The organism is Eggerthella timonensis (assembly GCF_900184265.1).
Classification (GTDB): Bacteria; Actinomycetota; Coriobacteriia; order Coriobacteriales; family Eggerthellaceae; genus Eggerthella; species Eggerthella timonensis.
This window is the reverse complement of sequence record NZ_FXXA01000002.1, coordinates 2,722,869-2,740,881: the sequence shown is the minus strand read 5'-3', so window position 1 is coordinate 2,740,881 and position 18,013 is coordinate 2,722,869. Positions and strand designations below refer to the sequence as shown.

Genomic DNA, 18,013 nt, shown 5'->3' with positions numbered 1-18,013 from the left:
AGGGACGGGGTAATTGTCTCATTTGGCTCGCCAAATGAGACAATTACCCCGTCCCTCTGTCTCACTCCCTTTGTCTCCCCCGTCTACCGCATTGTCCACTCCGAATCCTTGTTGAACAGGTTGTCGTACTGCACGGTCGCGTAAGCGCGCAGGGCCTCGCGCGCGTCGTCCGCGCCTTCGTCGCCGAAGCCGTGCCAGGTGCCGTCGGCGGTCAGGAAGCCGTTGAGGTTGATGGCGGGAATCGCCTCGCGCACGGCCAGCAGGAAGCGCTGGTAGCTCGTCGTGGGCAGCCCTGCGGCCTCCACCAGCTTCGATCCCAGGTAGTTGAGGCTCGTGCGCCCGTCGGCGCCGCCGTCCGGCCCGTGGGCGCCCTGCGCGCGGGCGGCGTCGTTCGCCCAGATGAGGTACGGCACCGTGTAGCGCTCCTGCACGGCCTCGAGCCCCAGGTCGTCGGCTGCGGCGCCGTCGTGGGTGGCTTCGAACAGCCAATCGCTGAAACCGGGCTGGTGGTCGCCGAAGAAGCACAGCACCACGGGCCGGTCGAGCGCGTTCAGATGGTCGACGAGGTAGGCGAGGTCGCGGTCGGCCTGGCGGATGACGCTCGCGTACTCGTCGAGCTCCGAGGAGGTGCTCCCGTCGCCCAACGGCACGCTCACCGCAAGCTCGTCGGATAGGCCGCCCACATCGTAGCCGCCGTGGTTCTGCAGCGTCACGTCGAAGATGAACTGCGGGCTCTCGTCGGCTTCCAGCAGGTCGAGCACGTAGTCGTACGTCGCGCGGTCGGTGGTGAGCCCGCGCAGCGTTTCGGCGTCGGCGAAGGCTCCCTCGTCGGAGAACTCGTCGAATCCCAACTGGTCGTACACGCGGTCGCGCCGCCAATTCGTGCTCTCGGCGGGGTGGATGGCATGGGTTCCGTAGCCGAGCGCGTCGAAGTACGACACGAGGCTCTCGGCGCCGTCGAGGTCGTACAGCACGTAGGGGTACACGCCGCCGCCGAGATGCCCCATGCTCGATCCGGTGAGGAACTCGAACTCGCTGTTGCACGTGCCGCCGCCGAGCGCCGATGCGTACGCGTCGCCCGCCTCGAGCGCTTCCGCTGCGATCTCGTAGTAGTGCGCGGGGCGCGCGTCGGTGCCCGCGAGGCCGGGGTAGCGCGAGAGGTCCGAGAACGTCTCGTTCATGATGGCGACGACCGTGGGCGCCTCGGCCGCATCGGACGCTTCGGGCGCGCGGCCGCCGAGCGAGCCGAGCAGGGCCGCGACGTCGTCGGCGTCGTAGCCCTCGGGCCGGGCGGGGCTCAGGTCCTGCACGCGCTTGAGGAAGCAGAGCGCGGAGCCCTGCTCGGCGTACGACTCCTTCACGCCCCATACGTCCACGGTGCACGCGTAGGCTTCCTCGATGTTCGACGACCCCATCCACCAGCCGAAACAGCCTGCCAGCGCCAACGCGCAAGCGCCGTTCGCCACCGCGCGCCGCGGCGTGGCCGCAACCTTCGGCACGTAGGCGACGGCGGTCGAGGCGACGGCGAAGACGGCGAGGGCCTCGAGCAGGCGCGCATCGAGCGCGAAGGTGTAGCCGCCTCCCACCGAGGCGGCCGTCGACAGCGCGAACAGGTCGGCCGGCACGATGGGCTGGCCCTTGAACAGGATGACGAAATGGTTCGCCACGCCCGCGAGCAGGCAGGCGGCCAGGAACAGGACCACGGCGCCGCGCGTGCGCTGGCCGGCCGCGTACACGATGGCGAACAGCGCGCCGAGCACGCACAGGTTCAGCGCGGCGTAGTACGGATCCATGGAGAACAGCTGGCCGTTCCAAGGGCGCTCCATGAGGTAGAATCCCACGGGTACCGCGAGCAGCACGACGATCGGCCGTGCGAGGCGCCAAGCCTCCCGCGCACGATCGGAGCGCCCGCTGCGCGCCAGGAACGCTGCGGCGCAGCCCGACAGCGCGCAGACTGCCAGCGTCGTGGCGAACCAGGGCGCGTCGACCAGCCCGCATGCGGCGTAGGCGACGAGAAACGCGGCGAAGAGGGCGCACAGGACGGCGCCGACGATGTCGCCGCGCTCAGGGGCGAAGCGAACGCGCAGGTGGGAACGCAACGAAGCGGCCGCGGAGAGCGCCGCTTCCCGGCGCTGGCGTACGGTCATACAGAACTCCTCTATGCAAATGCAAACGGATGCAAACAACGATCGTCTCAAGTATAAGGGGTGCATGATAGCGGTTTTCGCGCGAACGCGCAGGGGAGCCTCCGAACGGCCGGAAAGCTTTCGCGCGCTGACCGGGCGATTCGACCTAAGTGACAAAAAACCGTGATTCCGGCTTCACATTATCTGCAAATATCCTACAATAGGGCAGTTGCGTGCGACTTTCCCGCTTAGAATGCCCGGCGAAAAGGTCGCATACGTCGTATCAGTACGGGACAAGGAGGATTCAAGTGACGCTACAAGTCGCATGGATGGCCCCCATCTGCGCCTTAATAGGCATCTGCATGGCGGGCTACCTCGGATCGTGGGTTCTGAAGCAGGACCCGGGTCCGGAGAAGATGAACAGCATTTCGTTGAAGATCCAGCAGGGCGCCAAGGCGTTCCTCATGAGCGAGTACAAGCTGCTCGTCATCTTCATGGTCGTCGTGGCCGTCGTCATGGCCGTCGCGCTGTCGCCGATCACGGCCATCGCTTTCGTGACGGGCGGCGTGCTGTCCGCCCTGGCCGGCTACATCGGCATGCACGTGGCCACGCGCGCCAACACGCGCACGGCCTACGCCGCCGAGAAGTCCGTGGCAGCCGCGCTCAACGTGAGCTTCAAGTCGGGCCTCACCATGGGCCTGTCCGTCGCCTCGTTCGCGCTGCTGGGCCTGAGCCTCTGGCTCATCCTGCTCGTGTTCGGCGTCGACTCCTTCGACCTCATGCACGAGCATGTGGGCATGGTCGAGGGCTTCGCAACCGGTGCATCGGCCGTGGCGCTGTTCGCCCGTGTGGGCGGCGGCATCTACACGAAGGCGGCCGACGTGGGCGCCGACCTCGTGGGCAAGGTCGAAGCGGGCATTCCGGAAGACGACCCGCGCAACCCGGCCACCATCGCCGACAACGTGGGCGACAACGTGGGCGACGTCGCGGGCATGGGCGCCGACCTGTTCGAGTCCTACACCGGCTCCATCCTGGCGCCGACCATCCTGGCCACGACGTTCGCCGCGCTCGGCTACTTCGGCGCGTTCGGCAGCATCGACGCCACGTGGGCCATCGTCGTGCCGGTGCTCATCGCCGGATGCGGCATCATCACGTCCATCATCGGCCTTCTCGCCGTGCGCACGAAGGAAGGCGCCGAGCTGCACAAGGCCCTCAACCGCGGCACGTACCTCGCGGCCGTCATCGAGGTCGTCGCCATCCTCGCGATCTTCTTCGTGTGGAACGGCCAGACCGTCGATGCGCAGCCTCTCTGGCTGTTCGGCTCCGTGCTGTGCGGCCTCGTGGCGGGTCTGCTCATCGGCAAGACCACCGAGTACTTCTGCTCCGACGCCTACAAGCCGGTGCACCAGATCGCCGAGGCCTCTGAAACCGGACCGGGCACGAACGTGATCCAGGGCCTGTCCACGGGCATGCTGTCCACGATCGTCCCCATCCTGCTCGTGGCGTTCGCCATCATCGGCGCCTACACCTTCGGCAACATGGCGTTCCCGAACGTCGACGACATGGGCGGCATCGCCGTCGGCCTGTTCGGCGTGGCCCTGGCAGCGACGGGCATGCTGTCCAACACGGCCATCACCATCGGCGTCGACGCGTACGGCCCCGTGGCCGACAACGCGGGCGGCATCGCCGAGATGGCGGGCCTGCCCGAAGAGGTGCGCGAGCGCACCGACGAGCTGGACTCCGTGGGCAACACCACGGCCGCCATCGCGAAGGGCTTCGCCATCGCGTCCGCGGGCCTGTCGGCCATCTCGCTGTTCGTGTCCTACCAGGCCACGATGCACCACGCCATCCCCGAGTTCGAGCTGACGCTCACCGACCCGCTCATCATCGCCGGCATCTTCATCGGCGCGATGATCCCGTTCATGTTCGCGGCCCTCACCATGGGCGCCGTGTCCCGCGCGGCCCACGCGATGGTCGCCGAGGTGCGCCGTCAGTTCCGCGAGATCAAGGGCATCATGGAGTACGAGGCCGAGCCCGAGTACGACAAGTGCATCGCCATCTCCACGTCGTCCGCGCTGCGCGAGATGATGCTGCCGGGCATCCTGGCCGTCGTCATCCCCGTGGTCATCGGCTGCTTCAACCCGGCCATGCTGGGCGGCTTCCTCGCGGGCGCCGTGTCCACCGGCATGCTGCTGGCCATCTTCATGTCGAACGCCGGCGGCGCGTGGGACAACGCGAAGAAGTACATCGAGAAGGGCTCGCACGGCGGCAAGGGCTCCGAAGCCCACAAGGCCGCCGTCGTGGGCGACACGGTGGGCGACCCGTTCAAGGACACCTCCGGTCCGTCCATGAACATCCTCATCAACCTCATGACCATCGTCTCGCTGACGTTCTCGCCGCTGTTCATCTTCGTGCAGTCGCTGTTCTAGGGCTTGCGTGAACGATAGGGTATGATCGGAGGCCCCGGCATTGCCGGGGCCTCCGTTTGCTCTTGGGAGAGGATCTGATCTATGGAAATCGAAGTGCGACGCGTTCGGCCGGAGGACTATCCCGCTACGGAGCACGTGATGCGCGAGGCGTTCTGGAACCATTTCGTGCCCGGTTGCGACGAGCATTACCTGCTGCATACCATGAGGACGTGCTCGGCCTTCGTCCCCGAGCTTGACTTGGCGGCGGCGTGCGATGGCGCGGTGGTAGGAAACGTCGTGTGCATGCGGTCGACTGTCGAGGGCGACGACGGGGTGGCGCGCGAGGTGCTGACCCTCGGTCCCATCGCGGTGCTGCCGACATATCAGAACGCGGGTGCGGGGGCGGCCCTCATCGAACGTTCGAAGGACGTTGCGCGCTCGCTGGGCTTCGGGGCGGTGCTGCTGTGCGGCGACCCTGCCTACTACGGGCGGCGCGGCTTCGTTCCCGCCGAGCAGCTCGGCATCCGCACGGCCGACGACGCGTACGCGGCGGCGCTGCAGGCGTGCGAGCTGTTCGAGGGCGCGCTTGCCGGTGCGGCGGGCCGCTACGTGGAAGATGCCGTGTACGAGGTGGACGAGGATGCTGCCATGCTGTACGACCAGGCGTTTCCGGCCAAGGAGCGTATCTCGGGCACGCCTTCGCAACAACGCTTCGCCTATCTGGTGGGTCAGCGGAGGAGTGCGTTCTGACGTAGGGATGCCCTGTTTCGCCTTAATCTTTCCGTGAAGCGGAGGAAGTTCCTCGATGCGCATACCCGCGGGGGGGGGGGGATGCTACACTGGCTTAATCAATGCGCATGAGAAGGACGACGTAATGGCACGCAAGACGGACATAGCCCGCGGGGCTTCGCGGTTCTCGTTTCGGCGCATGGCCATCTACGGCGTCGCGCTCGCGGCGGCGTTCCTGGCGTCGGTGTGCACGGTGGGCGCGGTGTTCGCGGTGCAGAGCATGCGTCACGAGGCCGACGTGTCCCTCGCCGGCGCCAAGCCGCGCATCGAGGCGAGCGTCGAGGAGTCGTTCAAGCTGCTCGGGTCGCTAGCCGACCAGCCCACGCTGTACGACGCTTCGGTCCCCGTCATGGACAAGGTGGCCATGCTCGATCAGGTGAACGAGCATTTCGGCTACTTCCTGCTGTGCTACGTCGACGACGAGATGAACGTGTGGGACGCCACCGGCCCGGCTAGCCTCGCCAGCCGCGACTTCATGCAGAAGTGCTACTCCACCGGCCAGAGCCTCGTCACCGACAGCTTCGCGGCCGGCGCCGACGGCGTCACCCTCAACTACGTCGTGCTCGTGCCCCTCTTCGATGGCGGCGAGATGACGGGCTCGCTGTTCGTGTCGCTGTACTTCGACGACATGGTGAAGGTGCTCGACGAGAGCGCGACCAGCGGCACCGTCGTCTCGGTGCTCGTCGGCAGCCGCGGGCAGGTCATGTCGGCCACGTCCGGCTTCGTCTACGACGATCTGTTCCTCGACCCCCTGCGCGACTCGATCGCCTTCGGCATGACGGCCGACGAGATCGAGGCCGAGCTGCTCGACCTCAACCCGGTGACCTTCTGGGCCGTCGACGGCCTCGACGTGCGCTACTACGCGGCCACGCCCATCGCGAACACCAGCTGGGACGCCGTGTGCGTCACGAGCTTCTGGAGCGCCTACGCGGGGGTCATGGGCTCGCTGCTGCCGCTCGTCGTCATAGTGCTCGCCCTCATCGCGGGCACGTTCGCGCTGCTGCGCGCCAACTTCGCGCGCCAGACCGAGAACGCGCGCATGCTGGAGAAGTCCGTCGAGGAGCTGCAGCGGAAGGTGTACAGCGAGGAGCGCCCCGCCGACGCCGACATCGCCGACATCCTCGAGCTCACCTCGTCGGGCCTGTCCGACGGCCTGACCGGCGTCGTCACGCGCTCCGTGTTCGCGAGCAAGCTGGCGGGCGCGCTCGAGAACGCCGAGGACGACGGGTCGCTGTATGCGCTGTGCTTCGTGGACCTCGACGACTTCAAGACGGTCAACGACACGTTCGGCCACGCGACCGGCGACGTCGCGCTCAAGACCATCGGCTACGCGCTGCGCGGCTACGAGCGCCGCTACGACGGGCTCGTCGGGCGCTACGGCGGCGACGAGTTCGTGCTGCTCATGACCGACATCGACGACGAGGCCGAGCTGCGCGACGTGCTCGACGAGATGGTGGGCGAGCTGCACGTGGACATCCAGTCGGGCGACGCCGTGTTCTCGGTGCACTGCAGCGTCGGCGTGGCCGTGTGGGATCGCTCGATCGACGCCGACGCGCTCATGGAGCAGGCCGACCAGGCCCTCTACCGCGTCAAGCAGCACGGCAAGGAAGGATACGTCGTATTCGGCGACGAGGGGGAGCGATGAGGCGGCGCGATGCGCTGGCCGCGCTCGGCTTCGCAGCGTACGTCCTGATCGTGTGTACGCTCACGGGCCTGCTCGGCGTGTTCGTCCACACCGAGGCGGGCGCCATCCGTCAGCGCGACGCCGAGCACGTGCTGACCTACTTCCAGCAGACCATGCAGCTGAAGCTGCACAACGAGGCGAGCCCGGTAAGCCGGCTCTCGTCGGCGCTCGAGGTCGACCCGGACGACGAGTCCTGGCTTCCCCGTGTCGCGAACGACCTGCTCGAACGCGAGGAGATCGCCTACGTGGCGTACGTCCGCGACGAGACGATGGCCTACGCCTACCCCGAGGACGCGTTCGGCGACTCCGTGGGCGCCGACCTGGCCACGTTCTCCTACGTCTACACCCTGGCGAAGGTGACCGACGGCTTCGTGGTGGAGGGGCCGGTGGAGCTCTCGAACGGCGCGTCGGTGTTCCTGTTCATCGAGCCGGTCGACGTCGATGGCGCCTACTGCGGCGAGATGGTGGTGGGGATGCGGGCCTCGTACGTCGTCGAGCAGCTGAACCTCGCGTCGCTCGAGGAGGCGGGGTACCGCTACGAGCTGTGGGCGGTCAGCCCGCAGGACGGCAGCAAGGACGTGATCGCGGCGTCCGAGGGAGGCCATGACTTCTCGCATGCGGTGAAAGCGTCCTTCAACATGCCGACGCAGTGGACCCTGTCCATCATGCCCGAGCAGGGCTGGGTGCCGCAGGGCTGGCTGTGGTTCATCGCCGCGGGCGTGATCGCGACGCAGGCGCTGGCCGTCGGGCTCGGCGGCACCGTGGTGGCCGCCCGGCGCTCCCGCCGGCTGCACGCCGAGGCCGTGCGCAGCGACGACGAGACGGGGCTGCTCACCTACCGCGCCTTCATCGACGTGCTCGATCAGGCGGCCCGCTGCAGCGACGGCTGCGCGCCGTTCACCATCGTCTGCCTGACGGTGGACGGCTTCGAGCATACGGCGCTTTCGCTGGGCTGGGACGCGCGCCGCGCCTACCTGGGAAGCGTGAAGGGGGAGATCGACGCGGTGGTGCACGGCGACTACGAGGCCGTGCGCGTGAGCGCCGGCTGCTTCGCCATCGCCATCCGCGAGTACGTGGACCGCCGCGCGCTCGGCGACCTCATGCGCGCGCTCGAGCTGGCGCTGCTGTGGAAGGTGCGCATCGACGGCAAGAAGGCGTTCTGCATGGCGCGCTCGGCCGCCGTGCGCTTCCCCGAGGACGGCGACGACCCCGCGGCGCTCGTGGAGCGCACGGTGTCGCTGCTGGAGCGCGACCGCCCCGGCCGGTAGCCCCTCGCCCCTCGCTCCCTCGCTTCCGAGAAAACGAACGGCCCCGTCCGAGGACGAGGCCGTTTCGCTGCGCGCGGTCGGTGCTGCGCCGCGCCTACACGATGCCCTGGGCCATCATGGCGTCGGCGAGCTTCTTGAAGCCCGCGATGTTGGCGCCCATGACGTAGTTGCCCTCGTGGCCGTACTCCTTGGCGGCGTCGTCGGCCGCATGGTAGATGTTCTTCATGATCTCCTGCAGCTTGCCGTCCACTTCCTCGAACGTCCAGGACAGGCGCTCGGAGTTCTGCGACATCTCGAGGCCGGAGGTGGCCACGCCGCCGGCGTTCGCCGCCTTGCCCGGGCAGAACACCACGCCGTTCTCCATGAGGTAGTCGGTGGCGTCCATCGTCGTGGGCATGTTCGCGCCCTCGGCGACGATCTTCACGCCGTTGGCCACGAGCTGCTTGGCGTCGTCGATCAAGAGCTCGTTCTGCGTGGCGCAGGGCAGCGCGATGTCCACGGGCACGCTCCACACGCCGCGGCCCTCGTGGTACTCGACGCCCTCGCGGCGCGCGGCGTACTCGGAGATGCGGGCGCGCTCCACTTCCTTGATCTGCTTCACGAGGTCGAGGTCGATGCCCGCCGGGTCGTGGATCCAGCCGGTGGAGTCGGAGAGGGTGACCACCTTCGCGCCGAGCTGCTGCGCCTTCTCGGTGGCGTAGATGGCCACGTTGCCCGAGCCGGACACGGCCACCGTCTTGCCCTCGAAGGAGTCGTCGTGGCAGTTCAGGTATTCCTGCACGAAGTAGACGAGGCCGTAGCCGGTGGCCTGCGTGCGCGCCAGCGATCCGCCGTAGGACAGCCCCTTGCCCGTGAGCACGCCCTCCCACACGTTCTTGATGCGCTTGTACTGGCCGAACATGAAGCCCACCTCGCGGGCGCCCGTGCCGATGTCGCCGGCGGGCACGTCGGTGTCGGCGCCGATGTGGCGGTACAGCTCGGTCATGAAGCTCTGGCAGAAGCGCATGACCTCCATGTCGGACTTGCCCTTGGGGTCGAAGTCGCAGCCGCCCTTGCCGCCGCCCATGGGCAGGGTGGTCAGGCTGTTCTTGAAGATCTGCTCGAAGCCGAGGAACTTGATGATGCCGAGGTTCACCGACGGGTGCAGGCGCAGGCCGCCCTTGTAGGGCCCGATGCAGCTGTTGAACTGCACGCGGTAGCCGCGGTTGACGTGCACGTTGCCGGCGTCGTCGACCCAGGGGACGCGGAACATGATGACGCGCTCCGGCTCCACGAGGCGCTCGAGCAGACCGGCCTTCTCGTAGGCGGGGTCGGATTCGATGACCGGCTTGAGGGACGAGAGCACCTCCGTGACGGCCTGGATGAACTCAGGCTCGTTCGGATTCTTTTCCTTGACCTGCTCGATGACATTATCGACGTAACCCATCTTGGCGGACCTCCATTTCATGCGGGTGACCATACTGCTTTCATTATAGGGAGCGAACTGCGACGCGCGCGCTTATTTAAACGATTCGAAACAAAGAGCACGATAGGCGGATCCGGACGGCGCGCGTTCGGGAATCGTGTACGGCGACTTCCGTAAAACCGAACGAAGGGCGATACCCTCCTCTCGTGCAATCGGGCTATACTCGAAATGCGAAGCATGCATGGCGAGCGCATCGTGCGGTGCATCGTTCGCGGCATCGAGGAGACGGAAAGCATCGGAGGCGAGCCGCGCAATCTGCGTCGGCGCCCGAGCCGCTCGGAAAGGGGTTCGCAATGCACGAGATGGCCCTGGTGCATCAGGTTGTCGAGATAGTGCTCGACTATGCGGAAAGGATCAACGCTCGCGAGGTCACGGACGTGCGCTTGACTGTCGGGGCGGGACGCGACGTGATCGAGGACTATATGGAAGGCCTGTTTTCCTTCGTGGCGCGCAACACCGTAGCCGAGCATGCGAAGCTCGTTATCAAGCGGACTCCCTACGCGGTGCGCTGCAACCAATGCGGCAAGGTGTTCACGCTCGACGTGGGCGATCGCTCTACCTGGACATGCCCTCGATGTCGCGCCGAGAAAGACTACAAGCTGTTCTCGGGCATGGAGTTTACGGTCGACCAGATTGGCGTTATCCGCGATAGCGGACAAAGCAGAGCCGTATAGCCGCAAGCCTTGCCGGGGCGCAGGGCAAGGGATCGGCAGCGGGCAATCATCTATTGAGAGGAGGAAGCGGTGGAGGAAACCCGTATCGACCCGCGTCGCATCGTCGAAGTGAGGGAAAGCATCCTCGCGGCAAACGACGAAGCGGCTGACGCCTTCCGGGCGGCACGAGCCGAGGAGGGCACGGTTTTCGTGGACGTCATGGCCAGCCCGGGCGCTGGCAAGACCACCATCCTGCTTGCGATCATCGAGGAGCTGCGTCGGCGCGGGGTGCGCGACCTGGGCGTCATCGAGGCGGACTTGGAGTCCGACGTGGACGCTCTCAAGATCAAGGAGGCGGGCGTGCCGTCGGTGGAGCTCAACACCCGCGGGATCTGCCACGTGGAAATGGGCATGGTGGGCATGGCGTTCGAGGCGTTCGGAGAGGAACGGTTCGACTACCTGTTCCTCGAGAACATCGGCAACCTCGTGTGCCCGGCCGACTTTGACACGGGGGCTCATGCGCGCGTCATGCTGCTGTCGGTTCCCGAAGGTTGGGACAAAGTCATGAAGTACCCGCCTATGTTCGCCGTCGTGGACGCGCTCGTCGTCACCAAGTGCGACTACCTGCCCCTCAACGAGGACTTCGACATGATCCGTTTGGAGGAGCGGGCGCGCCTGCTGAACCCGCACTTGGATATCTTCGTTACCTCCGCCCGAACCGGCGAAGGCGTGCCGGAGCTTGCCGACTGGCTCCAGGCCCAGCGCGCGAGCAAGGTGAGAGCGTAGGCTGCCGCAGCCCGCAACGTTTCCCGAACGGAAGGATGTTCCCATGTGCTCGACCGGCATCAACACCGAACAGCTTGACATGATGATCGACATGGCCGACGATTACGTGGCCGTCGGCTACCGTTGGACCCACAAGATGGCTCACATGGCCTCGGGCGGGGGTTTCGCGAGCGCTTCGGAGAAGCTCCATGCCGCGCAGCGCTTGCTGGCCGATGCCCGCGCCCTGCTCGACGAGGCCAAGTTCTGCATCGAGGAGGGGGTAACCGTCAGCAACGGCGTCACTATCAAGCGCATGTGAGGGGATAGCCCTCTTCGGCGATGCGAAGGGCGCTGGAACACATTGCCGATGCTTTCGGAATCGAAGAGAGCGGGATCTCATGAGACTGTCCTACCTGAGGGAATTCGTCGCCCTGACGGATTACGCCAAACTCACCGCCGCAGCGAGGGCTCTGCATGTATCCCCTTCGACTCTGAGCCAGCACGTGGCCGCCCTGGAGAGGGAGATCGGATGCGAGCTGTTCTCTCGTGATGGCGGTTTCACCCTCACCGAGGACGGCTTCAGGGCCCTTGGTCATGCTCGGAGCATTCTCTGCGAGTACGACGAGCTTTTGCGCGACTGCGCCGAGAGCGAGGAAGACGTCGTTTACCTGAGCTTTCCCATCTGGGATATGTGCCAGCCGCCTCTTGCCCGCGCCAAGGATGCCTTCCGAGAGCTCCATCCAAACGTCAAGGTCGTCCTCAGCTCCAACGAGCACGACTTGGAAGATCCCGTCGAGATGCTCGTCAACGGGTCGAGCGATGTTTCGCTGCTTTACCTCATCCGGAAAAGCGGCCAGCGTATCGCGGACATGGTTCCGTCGGACATTTCATCGGTGTCCATCGGCGCCTATCGCGTTGTCTTCGCTTGCGCTCCCCAGCACCCGAATGCCGGCAAGGGCGTTCTGACGGCCGGCGATCTTGATCAGGCAACCGTTATCACGGGGCTTCATCCGCTCGCCTCGATATTCGCCGAGGGCATCGTGGCGGTGCTCGGAGGCCATGGGGTCACGGTTCGCGTGGTGTTCAAGCGGTTGCTTCGAGAATACGAAGCCCTTCACGACGACCTGGGCGATGAGTACGTTGTGTGGTTCGAGCCCCTTGGCGACTCGCCGGGCTACTTCGATTTGCCGGGAAGCGCGATCCTCAGATTCGAGCACGATGTCACGGCCGAGGCCTATTTGCTCTATCGCCCGGCATCGCTCGGCCCCCTTCAGCGCGAGTACCTGAACATCGTAAGGAGCCTGTATCTCAAAGATTAAGGCTTTCACCTGGGTGTTCGTGTTTCCTGAATCCTCGTTTCGGATAGTGTCAACAAGCCGTGCGGTCACCGGTCTGCTCTCGTGCCTAGAATGATAGGCGCTTCCAGCAGGCCTCCTTCCAAGGAAAGGCATGGAGGGGTCGCCAGGGGAAGAGCGGCAAGGGGCATGCATGCAGTGCTGTACGAGAGAGGAGATCGTCATGAAAGAGATGAGTCGAAGGAACTTCCTAGGTGCCATCGGAGCGATGGGGGCCATGGGCGCGGTTGCGGCTGTGAGCGGGTGCGCTCCGAAAGCGACGGGGGAGGAGAAGGCTTCCGGGCCCGAGCGCAAGCCGGCCGCGGCAGCTCCTGCGGAGCCCGTTGCCGGCAAGGGCGAAGAGATCATCATGAGCGACGGAACCATCTGGCGCGGCACCCCCGAGCACATCGCCGCGCTCGGCGGCTCCACGATGCCGCTCGAGGAGCTCAACCGCCGCCGCAAAGCCTACGTCGACGCCCAGACCGAGTGGGTCAACGAGGACGGCTCGGTGGTGCCCGCGTGCTACGTGAAGATGCGCGCCCTCATCCACACCCACGGCTTCGGCGCGGGCGAGGGTTTGAACGACGCCATGTTCAAGCGCATGCAGGACCTGTTCACCGAGGAGCAGGTGGAAGCCTACCTCGAAATGCCCTGGGGCGAGACCTTCACCGTGAACGAGTACTACCACAAGTGCCAGAAGGAGGGCATCGACCGCACGTTCGACGAATGCAAGGAGCTGTGCGAGCTGTTCAGCGAGCACGTTTTCCTGCCCTTCCGCACCACCAACGAGGGCCTCGCCTACAACATCCCCGCCTATGGCGAGGGCGTGGCCACCTATTCCTACTGCGACGAGTATTACGACGACCCTGCTTCGTTTGCCTTTCCGATCGCCGGCGACGGCATGCAGGTGGACCAGCTTCGTTGCGGCACGCCGGTGTTCTACTCGGTTCCGCTGAACCGAGAGGTGGTGGCCGAAGACAGCGAGCTCCTGGCTTACGACGATGTGGAGGCCGTCATCAAAAGCCATGAGTTCATCGCCGTTCAGCCGTGCTCCTGCCGCTACGAGGCTCACACGATGCAGTGTCACGAAGACGGCAAGGAGTACCCCAAGTTCGGCGATTTCGGCACGGGGGAGTACGGCGAGTACCGCGACGAGATCGGCGAGCGCATCGAGACCTGCCTTGCCCTGGGAGACGATGCCGAGTTCATCGTCTCGCGAGGCCTCGGGCGCCGCGTCGATCAGGACTACGCTCTCAAGCTCATCGCCGACGCGCGAGAGGAGGGGTATATCTTCCATTGCCTGTATGGCAAGGAACATGCCTGGCTGTGCATGTGCAGCCCCTCGAAATGCTGGATCATGAAGGGCTGGCAATCCCTGGTGGAGGCGCTCGGCCCGGAAGAAGTCGAGTCGCAGCCGACCTTCATCGGCAAGTCCCATTACACCCTCGAAGTCGATTTTACCAAGTGCATCGCCTGCGGCACGTGCATGGGCCGTTGCCCCGGTGCGGCCATCACCATGGACGGCAAGGGCGGCACGCCCCAGGTCACCAACCATAAGTGCTACCGTTGCGGCCAGTGCGCCTATGTGTGCCCGCAAGGCGCCCGCATCCTCGTGAAGCGGCCCGACGACGAGATTCTGGAGCTGCCGCATTTGCTGACCGACGACTACAACCAAAAGGCAGCCTATCGTTTCGAGCACGATATGATCGGACGAGGGCTGGAAGAAGCCTTCAAGCCGACCGAGGTGACCCAGCATCCCTAGCATTGTCCCGTGCGGAGCGAGAACCTCCCTCCTCTCTCGCTGTTGCATGACCGAGGCCCCGCTCAAGCGAGGCCTCGTCTTTTTTGTGGTAGAATTCCCTGGTCGACACGTTCGCAATGCCGACTGCCAGAGGGCTGGGGATGAGCAGGCGGGGGTATTCCATGAAGCTGTCGTATCTGAAGGAGTTCGTGGTCCTGGCGGGCTATTCGAAGCTTACGAGCGCCGCCCGGATGCTGCACATGTCGCCATCGACGCTGAGCCAGCATGTGGCCGCTCTGGAAAAGGAGATCGGCTGCGAGCTGTTCTCCCGCGATGGCGGGTTCGCCCTCACCCGAGCAGGCGAGGCGACCCTCGATCACGCCCAGAAGATTCTCTTCGAGTACAGCATGCTGTTGCGCGACTGCTCCGGCGATGACGAGGGTGGTCGTTGACGCTTGCGGCGCGTATCGCAGAAGGAGCGACCTCCTGATCGACCTTGAAGGCACCTCGGTTGAAAGGCTCCTGGCCGGTCCATGCCGCTCGTTTTCGGCTCAGATCTTCGGGAGGAGCGCCGCCTGTCCCGAAAGAAGGGCCGGCGCGCGGAGCCGATGGGGTAGAATCGAAGGGATACGGGAGAAGGAGCGAGCATGAACGAGATCAAGTGCCCCCATTGCGGCGGGATGTTCACCATCGACGAGGCCGGCTTCGCGGCCATCCTCAAGCAGGTGCGCGACGCCGAGTTCGACAAGGAGGTGCGCCGCCACGCCGACTTGCTGGAAACCGAGAAGCGCCAGGCGGTGGAGCTCGCCGTGGCCCAAGCGCTCGGCGATGCGCAGGGAGCGGCGGCGCAGAAGGAGGCGCGCATCGCCGAGCTGGAGGCCCGCCTTGAGGCGGCGGCGCGCGAGCGCGAGAACGAGGCGCGCCTGGCCCAGGCCGAGCGCGAGCGGGCGCTGGCCGACGCGGCGGCGGCGAAGGACGCCCGCATCGCCGAGCTCGAGCAGCGCCTGTCCGCGCAGCAGCGCGCCAACGAGGCCGAGAAGCAGCTGGCGGTGGAGCAGGCGCGCTCGGCCCTCGAGCGCGAGCGCGACGCGCTGGCCGCGCAGGTGGCGCTCAAAGACGCCGAAAGGTGCCAGGCGACGAGCGCCCTCAAGGAGCAGCTGGCCATCGAGCTCAAGGCGAAGGACGACATCATCGCCTACAAGGAGAGCGAGATCGAGCGCTACAAGGACATGAAGGCGCGCCTGTCCACCAAGATGGTGGGCGAGTCGCTCGAGCAGCACTGCGAGACCGAGTTCAACAAGATCCGCGCCACGGCGTTCCCGCGCGCGTACTTCGAGAAGGACAACGATCAGTCCGGCGGCAGCAAGGGCGATTTCATCTTCCGCGAGTGCGACGAGGAGGGCAACGAGATCGTCTCCATCATGTTCGAGATGAAGAACGAGTCCGACGAGTCGGCCTACCGCCACAAGAACGAGGAGTTCTTCAAGAAGCTCGACGCCGACCGCGCGAAGAAAGAATGCGAGTACGCGGTGCTGGTCACCTTGCTCGAACCGGAGAGCGAGTTGTACAACCAGGGCATCGTGGACGTGTCGTACCGGTTCGAGAAGATGTACGTCATCCGGCCGCAGTTCTTCATCCCGATGATCTCCATCCTGCGCAACGCGGCGCTGAACTCGATGGCGTACAAGGCGGAGCTGGCCGTCGTGCGCAACCAGAACATCGACATCACGAACTTCGAGGAGTCGATGGAGGCGTTCAAGACGGGTTTCGCGCGCAACTACGACCTGGCCAGCCGCAAGTTCCAGACGGCCATCGACGAAATCGACAAGACCATCCTGCACCTGCAGAAGACCAAGGACGCGCTCGTGTCGTCCGAGAACAACCTGCGCCTGGCGAACAACAAGGCCCAGGACCTCACCATCAAGCGCCTCACGAGGAAGAACCCCACCATGAAAGCCGCCTTCGAAGCGTTGAAGACCGAGCAAGATGAATAGAGCGCGCGGCTCGGCGCTCGCTCGGGCGGGGTACGCGCTGGCGGGCACGCTCATCGCGGTGCTCGCGGCGTGGCTCCTCTCGCTCTTCGTGCCGTCGGCGCACCCCGGCTTTCTCGAACTGTTCGCATTCGTCGCCGCGATGAGCGCGGTGCTCATGCTGTGGGCGGCGTTCAAGCCCTCGCGCGGCTCGTCGGGCTCGGTCGCGCTCGAGGCGCTCGTCGTGTTCACGACGATGATGCTCGTCCAGGTTGCAAGCGACTTTCTGCGCTCGCCGAGTTTGTTCGGCTATTCCAGCCCGCTTGTATGGTTGTGGAGTTACCTGATCTTCATGGTGTTCAGCGGCCTCGGTTTGGCGCTGCCGGCGGCATGGGCGTTCGGCAGCAGCGAGCGATGGGCGCGGCGTTCATGGGGCTGGGTCGCGGGCGAGGCCGTCTTCGTCCTGGCGGCGGGAGCGCTGGCTTCGGCCGGCATGCTCGATCTGTCCTCGAGCCTCGCCGGCTTCGCGATCCAGGGCCTCGTCTTCGTGGCGGCTGCGCTCGCTGCGGCGGGCGCGGTCCAACGGCTCGTCTGCGAGCTCGTGTGGCGCTCACGCGGGGAGCGCGCAGGCGAGCCCTCATCGCCTCCGGCCGCTCGCCCGACCACGCGTCCTGTCGTGCGCCCGGACGCTGCGCCGCGAAGCAAGCTGCGCACGGCCTGCATCGCCGTGCTGGTCGTGCCAGTGGGCGTCAGCGTGGCCGCGCTCGCGTTCTTTTTCGCATGTCGCCAGTACGCTTTCTCGCAGGGGCTCGCCCTTCGCAACGTCGTGTACGAGATGCCGACCTTCTGCGTGCTGGCCACGTGCTTCGTCGCCATCCCGTTCGCTGCCATAGGCGCGGCGGCAGGGCCGCGCAAAGACTACCGCGTTGCAGGGTGCGGGGCGCTTTGCGCGCTCGTGCTGCTTCCGGTCATGCTGTTCAGCTCGGCCCGCTTGGACGTTCCCGAGGAAACCGAGCTGCCCGACGGCACGATCGAGGTGGTGACGCCCGTGTGGCTGGACAAGCCGCGCGTGCGGTACGCCGTACCCGAAAGCCCCCTGTTCATGCGCATGCTGCCCGATGCAAGCGAAGCTGCGGTTCCCGAAGCGGGGGAGCCGCTTCCGCGCGCGCAGTCGGGGCACTCCTACCATACGACGGGAACCATCGCATCCGTCGATGCGGATGCGCAGACGCTCGAGCTGGCGGTGACGGATTCGACCGAGGACCTTGCGACCGGCGAGCGCGTGACCGTCGAATGCGCTACGGCCGAGCATTTCGATGTCCCGTTCGACGAGCTCGAAGTGGGAACGAGCGTGCAGATCCGCTCGACCGAGGCCTGCGCGGACGGGGTCATCGTCGCGCAGAAAGTGTTCGGCCCTCTTGCGTCGTCCGCTTCCGACCGGGCCGTATCCGACTCGCTCGACGACATCCTCTTGTCGTACGACTGCCCCTACGCGATCACCGGCACGGTCACCTCGGCCATCGGGGAGGGCGGGTTCTCGTTCCGCGTGGACGACGGGGGCGGCTTCGTCGAGAACGGCACCGAGCTGCACGTGTCCGAGGCGTTCGTGGAGCGGCGCCTGTACGGCATGAAGGGCCTGCAGTGGGGGATGGACGGGGTGGTCATCGGGTTCTCCGACCTGCCGGCCGAGGGCGTGCTGCGTGCGAAGGTGATCGTCGGCAACGACGACACCTCGTCGGACTACTGGGAGAGCATGCCTGCCGCGTGATGCGTCGGCTCTCGTGATCCGAGGGGCCTTTGAGCGCCC

General features: G+C 65.9%; 14 protein-coding genes. 12 read left to right on the top strand and 2 right to left on the bottom strand.

Annotation, left to right across the window (positions count from 1 at the left end):
• Positions 1–83: 83 nt before the first annotated feature.
• Positions 84–2,147, bottom strand: coding sequence for an LTA synthase family protein (locus C1A15_RS11515; RefSeq protein ID WP_101722704.1), 2,064 nt, complete (start codon positions 2,145–2,147; stop codon positions 84–86).
• Between the two features lie 308 nt (positions 2,148–2,455).
• Between C1A15_RS11515 and C1A15_RS11510 the strand changes: the two genes are divergently transcribed.
• The 4 genes from C1A15_RS11510 (at position 2,456) to C1A15_RS11495 (ending at position 8,275) form a co-directional block, all read left to right on the top strand.
• The gene (locus tag C1A15_RS11510; RefSeq protein ID WP_180953150.1) at positions 2,456–4,555 is read left to right on the top strand and encodes a sodium-translocating pyrophosphatase; all 2,100 of its coding nucleotides are present in this window, start codon (positions 2,456–2,458) and stop codon (positions 4,553–4,555) included.
• 81 nt (positions 4,556–4,636) lie between these two features.
• Positions 4,637–5,284: a GNAT family N-acetyltransferase gene (locus tag C1A15_RS11505; RefSeq protein ID WP_101722702.1), complete on the top strand. Its 648-nt coding sequence runs from the start codon at positions 4,637–4,639 to the stop codon at positions 5,282–5,284.
• A gap of 124 nt (positions 5,285–5,408) precedes the next feature.
• Positions 5,409–6,968 (top strand): GGDEF domain-containing protein, encoded by a 1,560-nt coding sequence (locus tag C1A15_RS11500; protein ID WP_101722701.1) that lies wholly within the window; start codon positions 5,409–5,411, stop codon positions 6,966–6,968.
• Positions 6,965–8,275, top strand: coding sequence for a GGDEF domain-containing protein (locus C1A15_RS11495; RefSeq protein WP_101722700.1), 1,311 nt, complete (start codon positions 6,965–6,967; stop codon positions 8,273–8,275). The genes C1A15_RS11500 and C1A15_RS11495 overlap by 4 nt, the downstream gene beginning before the upstream one ends.
• A gap of 94 nt (positions 8,276–8,369) precedes the next feature.
• Here C1A15_RS11495 and gdhA read toward each other — a convergent pair whose 3' ends face one another.
• On the bottom strand, positions 8,370–9,701 hold the full coding sequence (gene gdhA, locus C1A15_RS11490) for an NADP-specific glutamate dehydrogenase (RefSeq protein WP_101723779.1): 1,332 nt from the start codon (positions 9,699–9,701) through the stop codon (positions 8,370–8,372).
• A gap of 332 nt (positions 9,702–10,033) precedes the next feature.
• On the opposite strand from gdhA, the gene C1A15_RS11485 reads away from it, so the two are divergent.
• From C1A15_RS11485 to C1A15_RS11450, 8 genes are all read left to right on the top strand, one after another.
• Positions 10,034–10,414: a hydrogenase maturation nickel metallochaperone HypA/HybF gene (locus C1A15_RS11485; protein WP_101722699.1), complete on the top strand. Its 381-nt coding sequence runs from the start codon at positions 10,034–10,036 to the stop codon at positions 10,412–10,414.
• 69 nt (positions 10,415–10,483) lie between these two features.
• Positions 10,484–11,179: a hydrogenase nickel incorporation protein HypB gene (gene hypB / locus C1A15_RS11480; RefSeq protein ID WP_245865005.1), complete on the top strand. Its 696-nt coding sequence runs from the start codon at positions 10,484–10,486 to the stop codon at positions 11,177–11,179.
• Positions 11,180–11,222: 43 nt separating this feature from the next.
• Complete coding sequence (locus C1A15_RS11475) at positions 11,223–11,477, top strand: dynein gamma chain protein (protein WP_101722698.1); 255 nt, start codon at positions 11,223–11,225, stop codon at positions 11,475–11,477.
• Between the two features lie 79 nt (positions 11,478–11,556).
• Positions 11,557–12,477, top strand: a complete 921-nt coding sequence (locus C1A15_RS11470; RefSeq protein ID WP_101722697.1) for a LysR family transcriptional regulator — start codon at positions 11,557–11,559, stop codon at positions 12,475–12,477.
• Positions 12,478–12,676: 199 nt separating this feature from the next.
• Positions 12,677–14,257 (top strand): ATP-binding protein, encoded by a 1,581-nt coding sequence (locus C1A15_RS17250; protein ID WP_180953083.1) that lies wholly within the window; start codon positions 12,677–12,679, stop codon positions 14,255–14,257.
• A 161-nt stretch (positions 14,258–14,418) separates the two neighbouring features.
• Positions 14,419–14,688 (top strand): LysR family transcriptional regulator, encoded by a 270-nt coding sequence (locus C1A15_RS11460; RefSeq protein ID WP_180953082.1) that lies wholly within the window; start codon positions 14,419–14,421, stop codon positions 14,686–14,688.
• 195 nt (positions 14,689–14,883) lie between these two features.
• Entirely contained in the window at positions 14,884–16,230 is a 1,347-nt protein-coding gene (locus C1A15_RS11455) for a DUF2130 domain-containing protein (RefSeq protein WP_101722694.1), read from the top strand.
• Positions 16,223–17,974, top strand: coding sequence for a hypothetical protein (locus tag C1A15_RS11450; RefSeq protein ID WP_101722693.1), 1,752 nt, complete (start codon positions 16,223–16,225; stop codon positions 17,972–17,974). Before C1A15_RS11455 ends, C1A15_RS11450 begins: the two co-directional genes overlap by 8 nt.
• Positions 17,975–18,013: the final 39 nt, after the last annotated feature.

What these genes read in the sequence shown, in the direction of transcription:
- C1A15_RS11515 (WP_101722704.1), bottom strand. Translation starts at nt 2,147, where the DNA reads ATGACCGTACGCCAGCGCCGGGAAGCGGCGCTCTCCGCGGCCGCTTCG.
- C1A15_RS11510 (WP_180953150.1), top strand. Translation starts at nt 2,456, where the DNA reads ATGGCCCCCATCTGCGCCTTAATAGGCATCTGCATGGCGGGCTACCTC.
- C1A15_RS11505 (WP_101722702.1), top strand. Translation starts at nt 4,637, where the DNA reads ATGGAAATCGAAGTGCGACGCGTTCGGCCGGAGGACTATCCCGCTACG.
- C1A15_RS11500 (WP_101722701.1), top strand. Translation starts at nt 5,409, where the DNA reads ATGGCACGCAAGACGGACATAGCCCGCGGGGCTTCGCGGTTCTCGTTT.
- C1A15_RS11495 (WP_101722700.1), top strand. Translation starts at nt 6,965, where the DNA reads ATGAGGCGGCGCGATGCGCTGGCCGCGCTCGGCTTCGCAGCGTACGTC.
- gdhA (WP_101723779.1), bottom strand. Translation starts at nt 9,701, where the DNA reads ATGGGTTACGTCGATAATGTCATCGAGCAGGTCAAGGAAAAGAATCCG.
- C1A15_RS11485 (WP_101722699.1), top strand. Translation starts at nt 10,034, where the DNA reads ATGCACGAGATGGCCCTGGTGCATCAGGTTGTCGAGATAGTGCTCGAC.
- C1A15_RS11475 (WP_101722698.1), top strand. Translation starts at nt 11,223, where the DNA reads ATGTGCTCGACCGGCATCAACACCGAACAGCTTGACATGATGATCGAC.
- C1A15_RS11470 (WP_101722697.1), top strand. Translation starts at nt 11,557, where the DNA reads ATGAGACTGTCCTACCTGAGGGAATTCGTCGCCCTGACGGATTACGCC.
- C1A15_RS17250 (WP_180953083.1), top strand. Translation starts at nt 12,677, where the DNA reads ATGAAAGAGATGAGTCGAAGGAACTTCCTAGGTGCCATCGGAGCGATG.
- C1A15_RS11460 (WP_180953082.1), top strand. Translation starts at nt 14,419, where the DNA reads ATGAAGCTGTCGTATCTGAAGGAGTTCGTGGTCCTGGCGGGCTATTCG.
- C1A15_RS11455 (WP_101722694.1), top strand. Translation starts at nt 14,884, where the DNA reads ATGAACGAGATCAAGTGCCCCCATTGCGGCGGGATGTTCACCATCGAC.
- C1A15_RS11450 (WP_101722693.1), top strand. Translation starts at nt 16,223, where the DNA reads ATGAATAGAGCGCGCGGCTCGGCGCTCGCTCGGGCGGGGTACGCGCTG.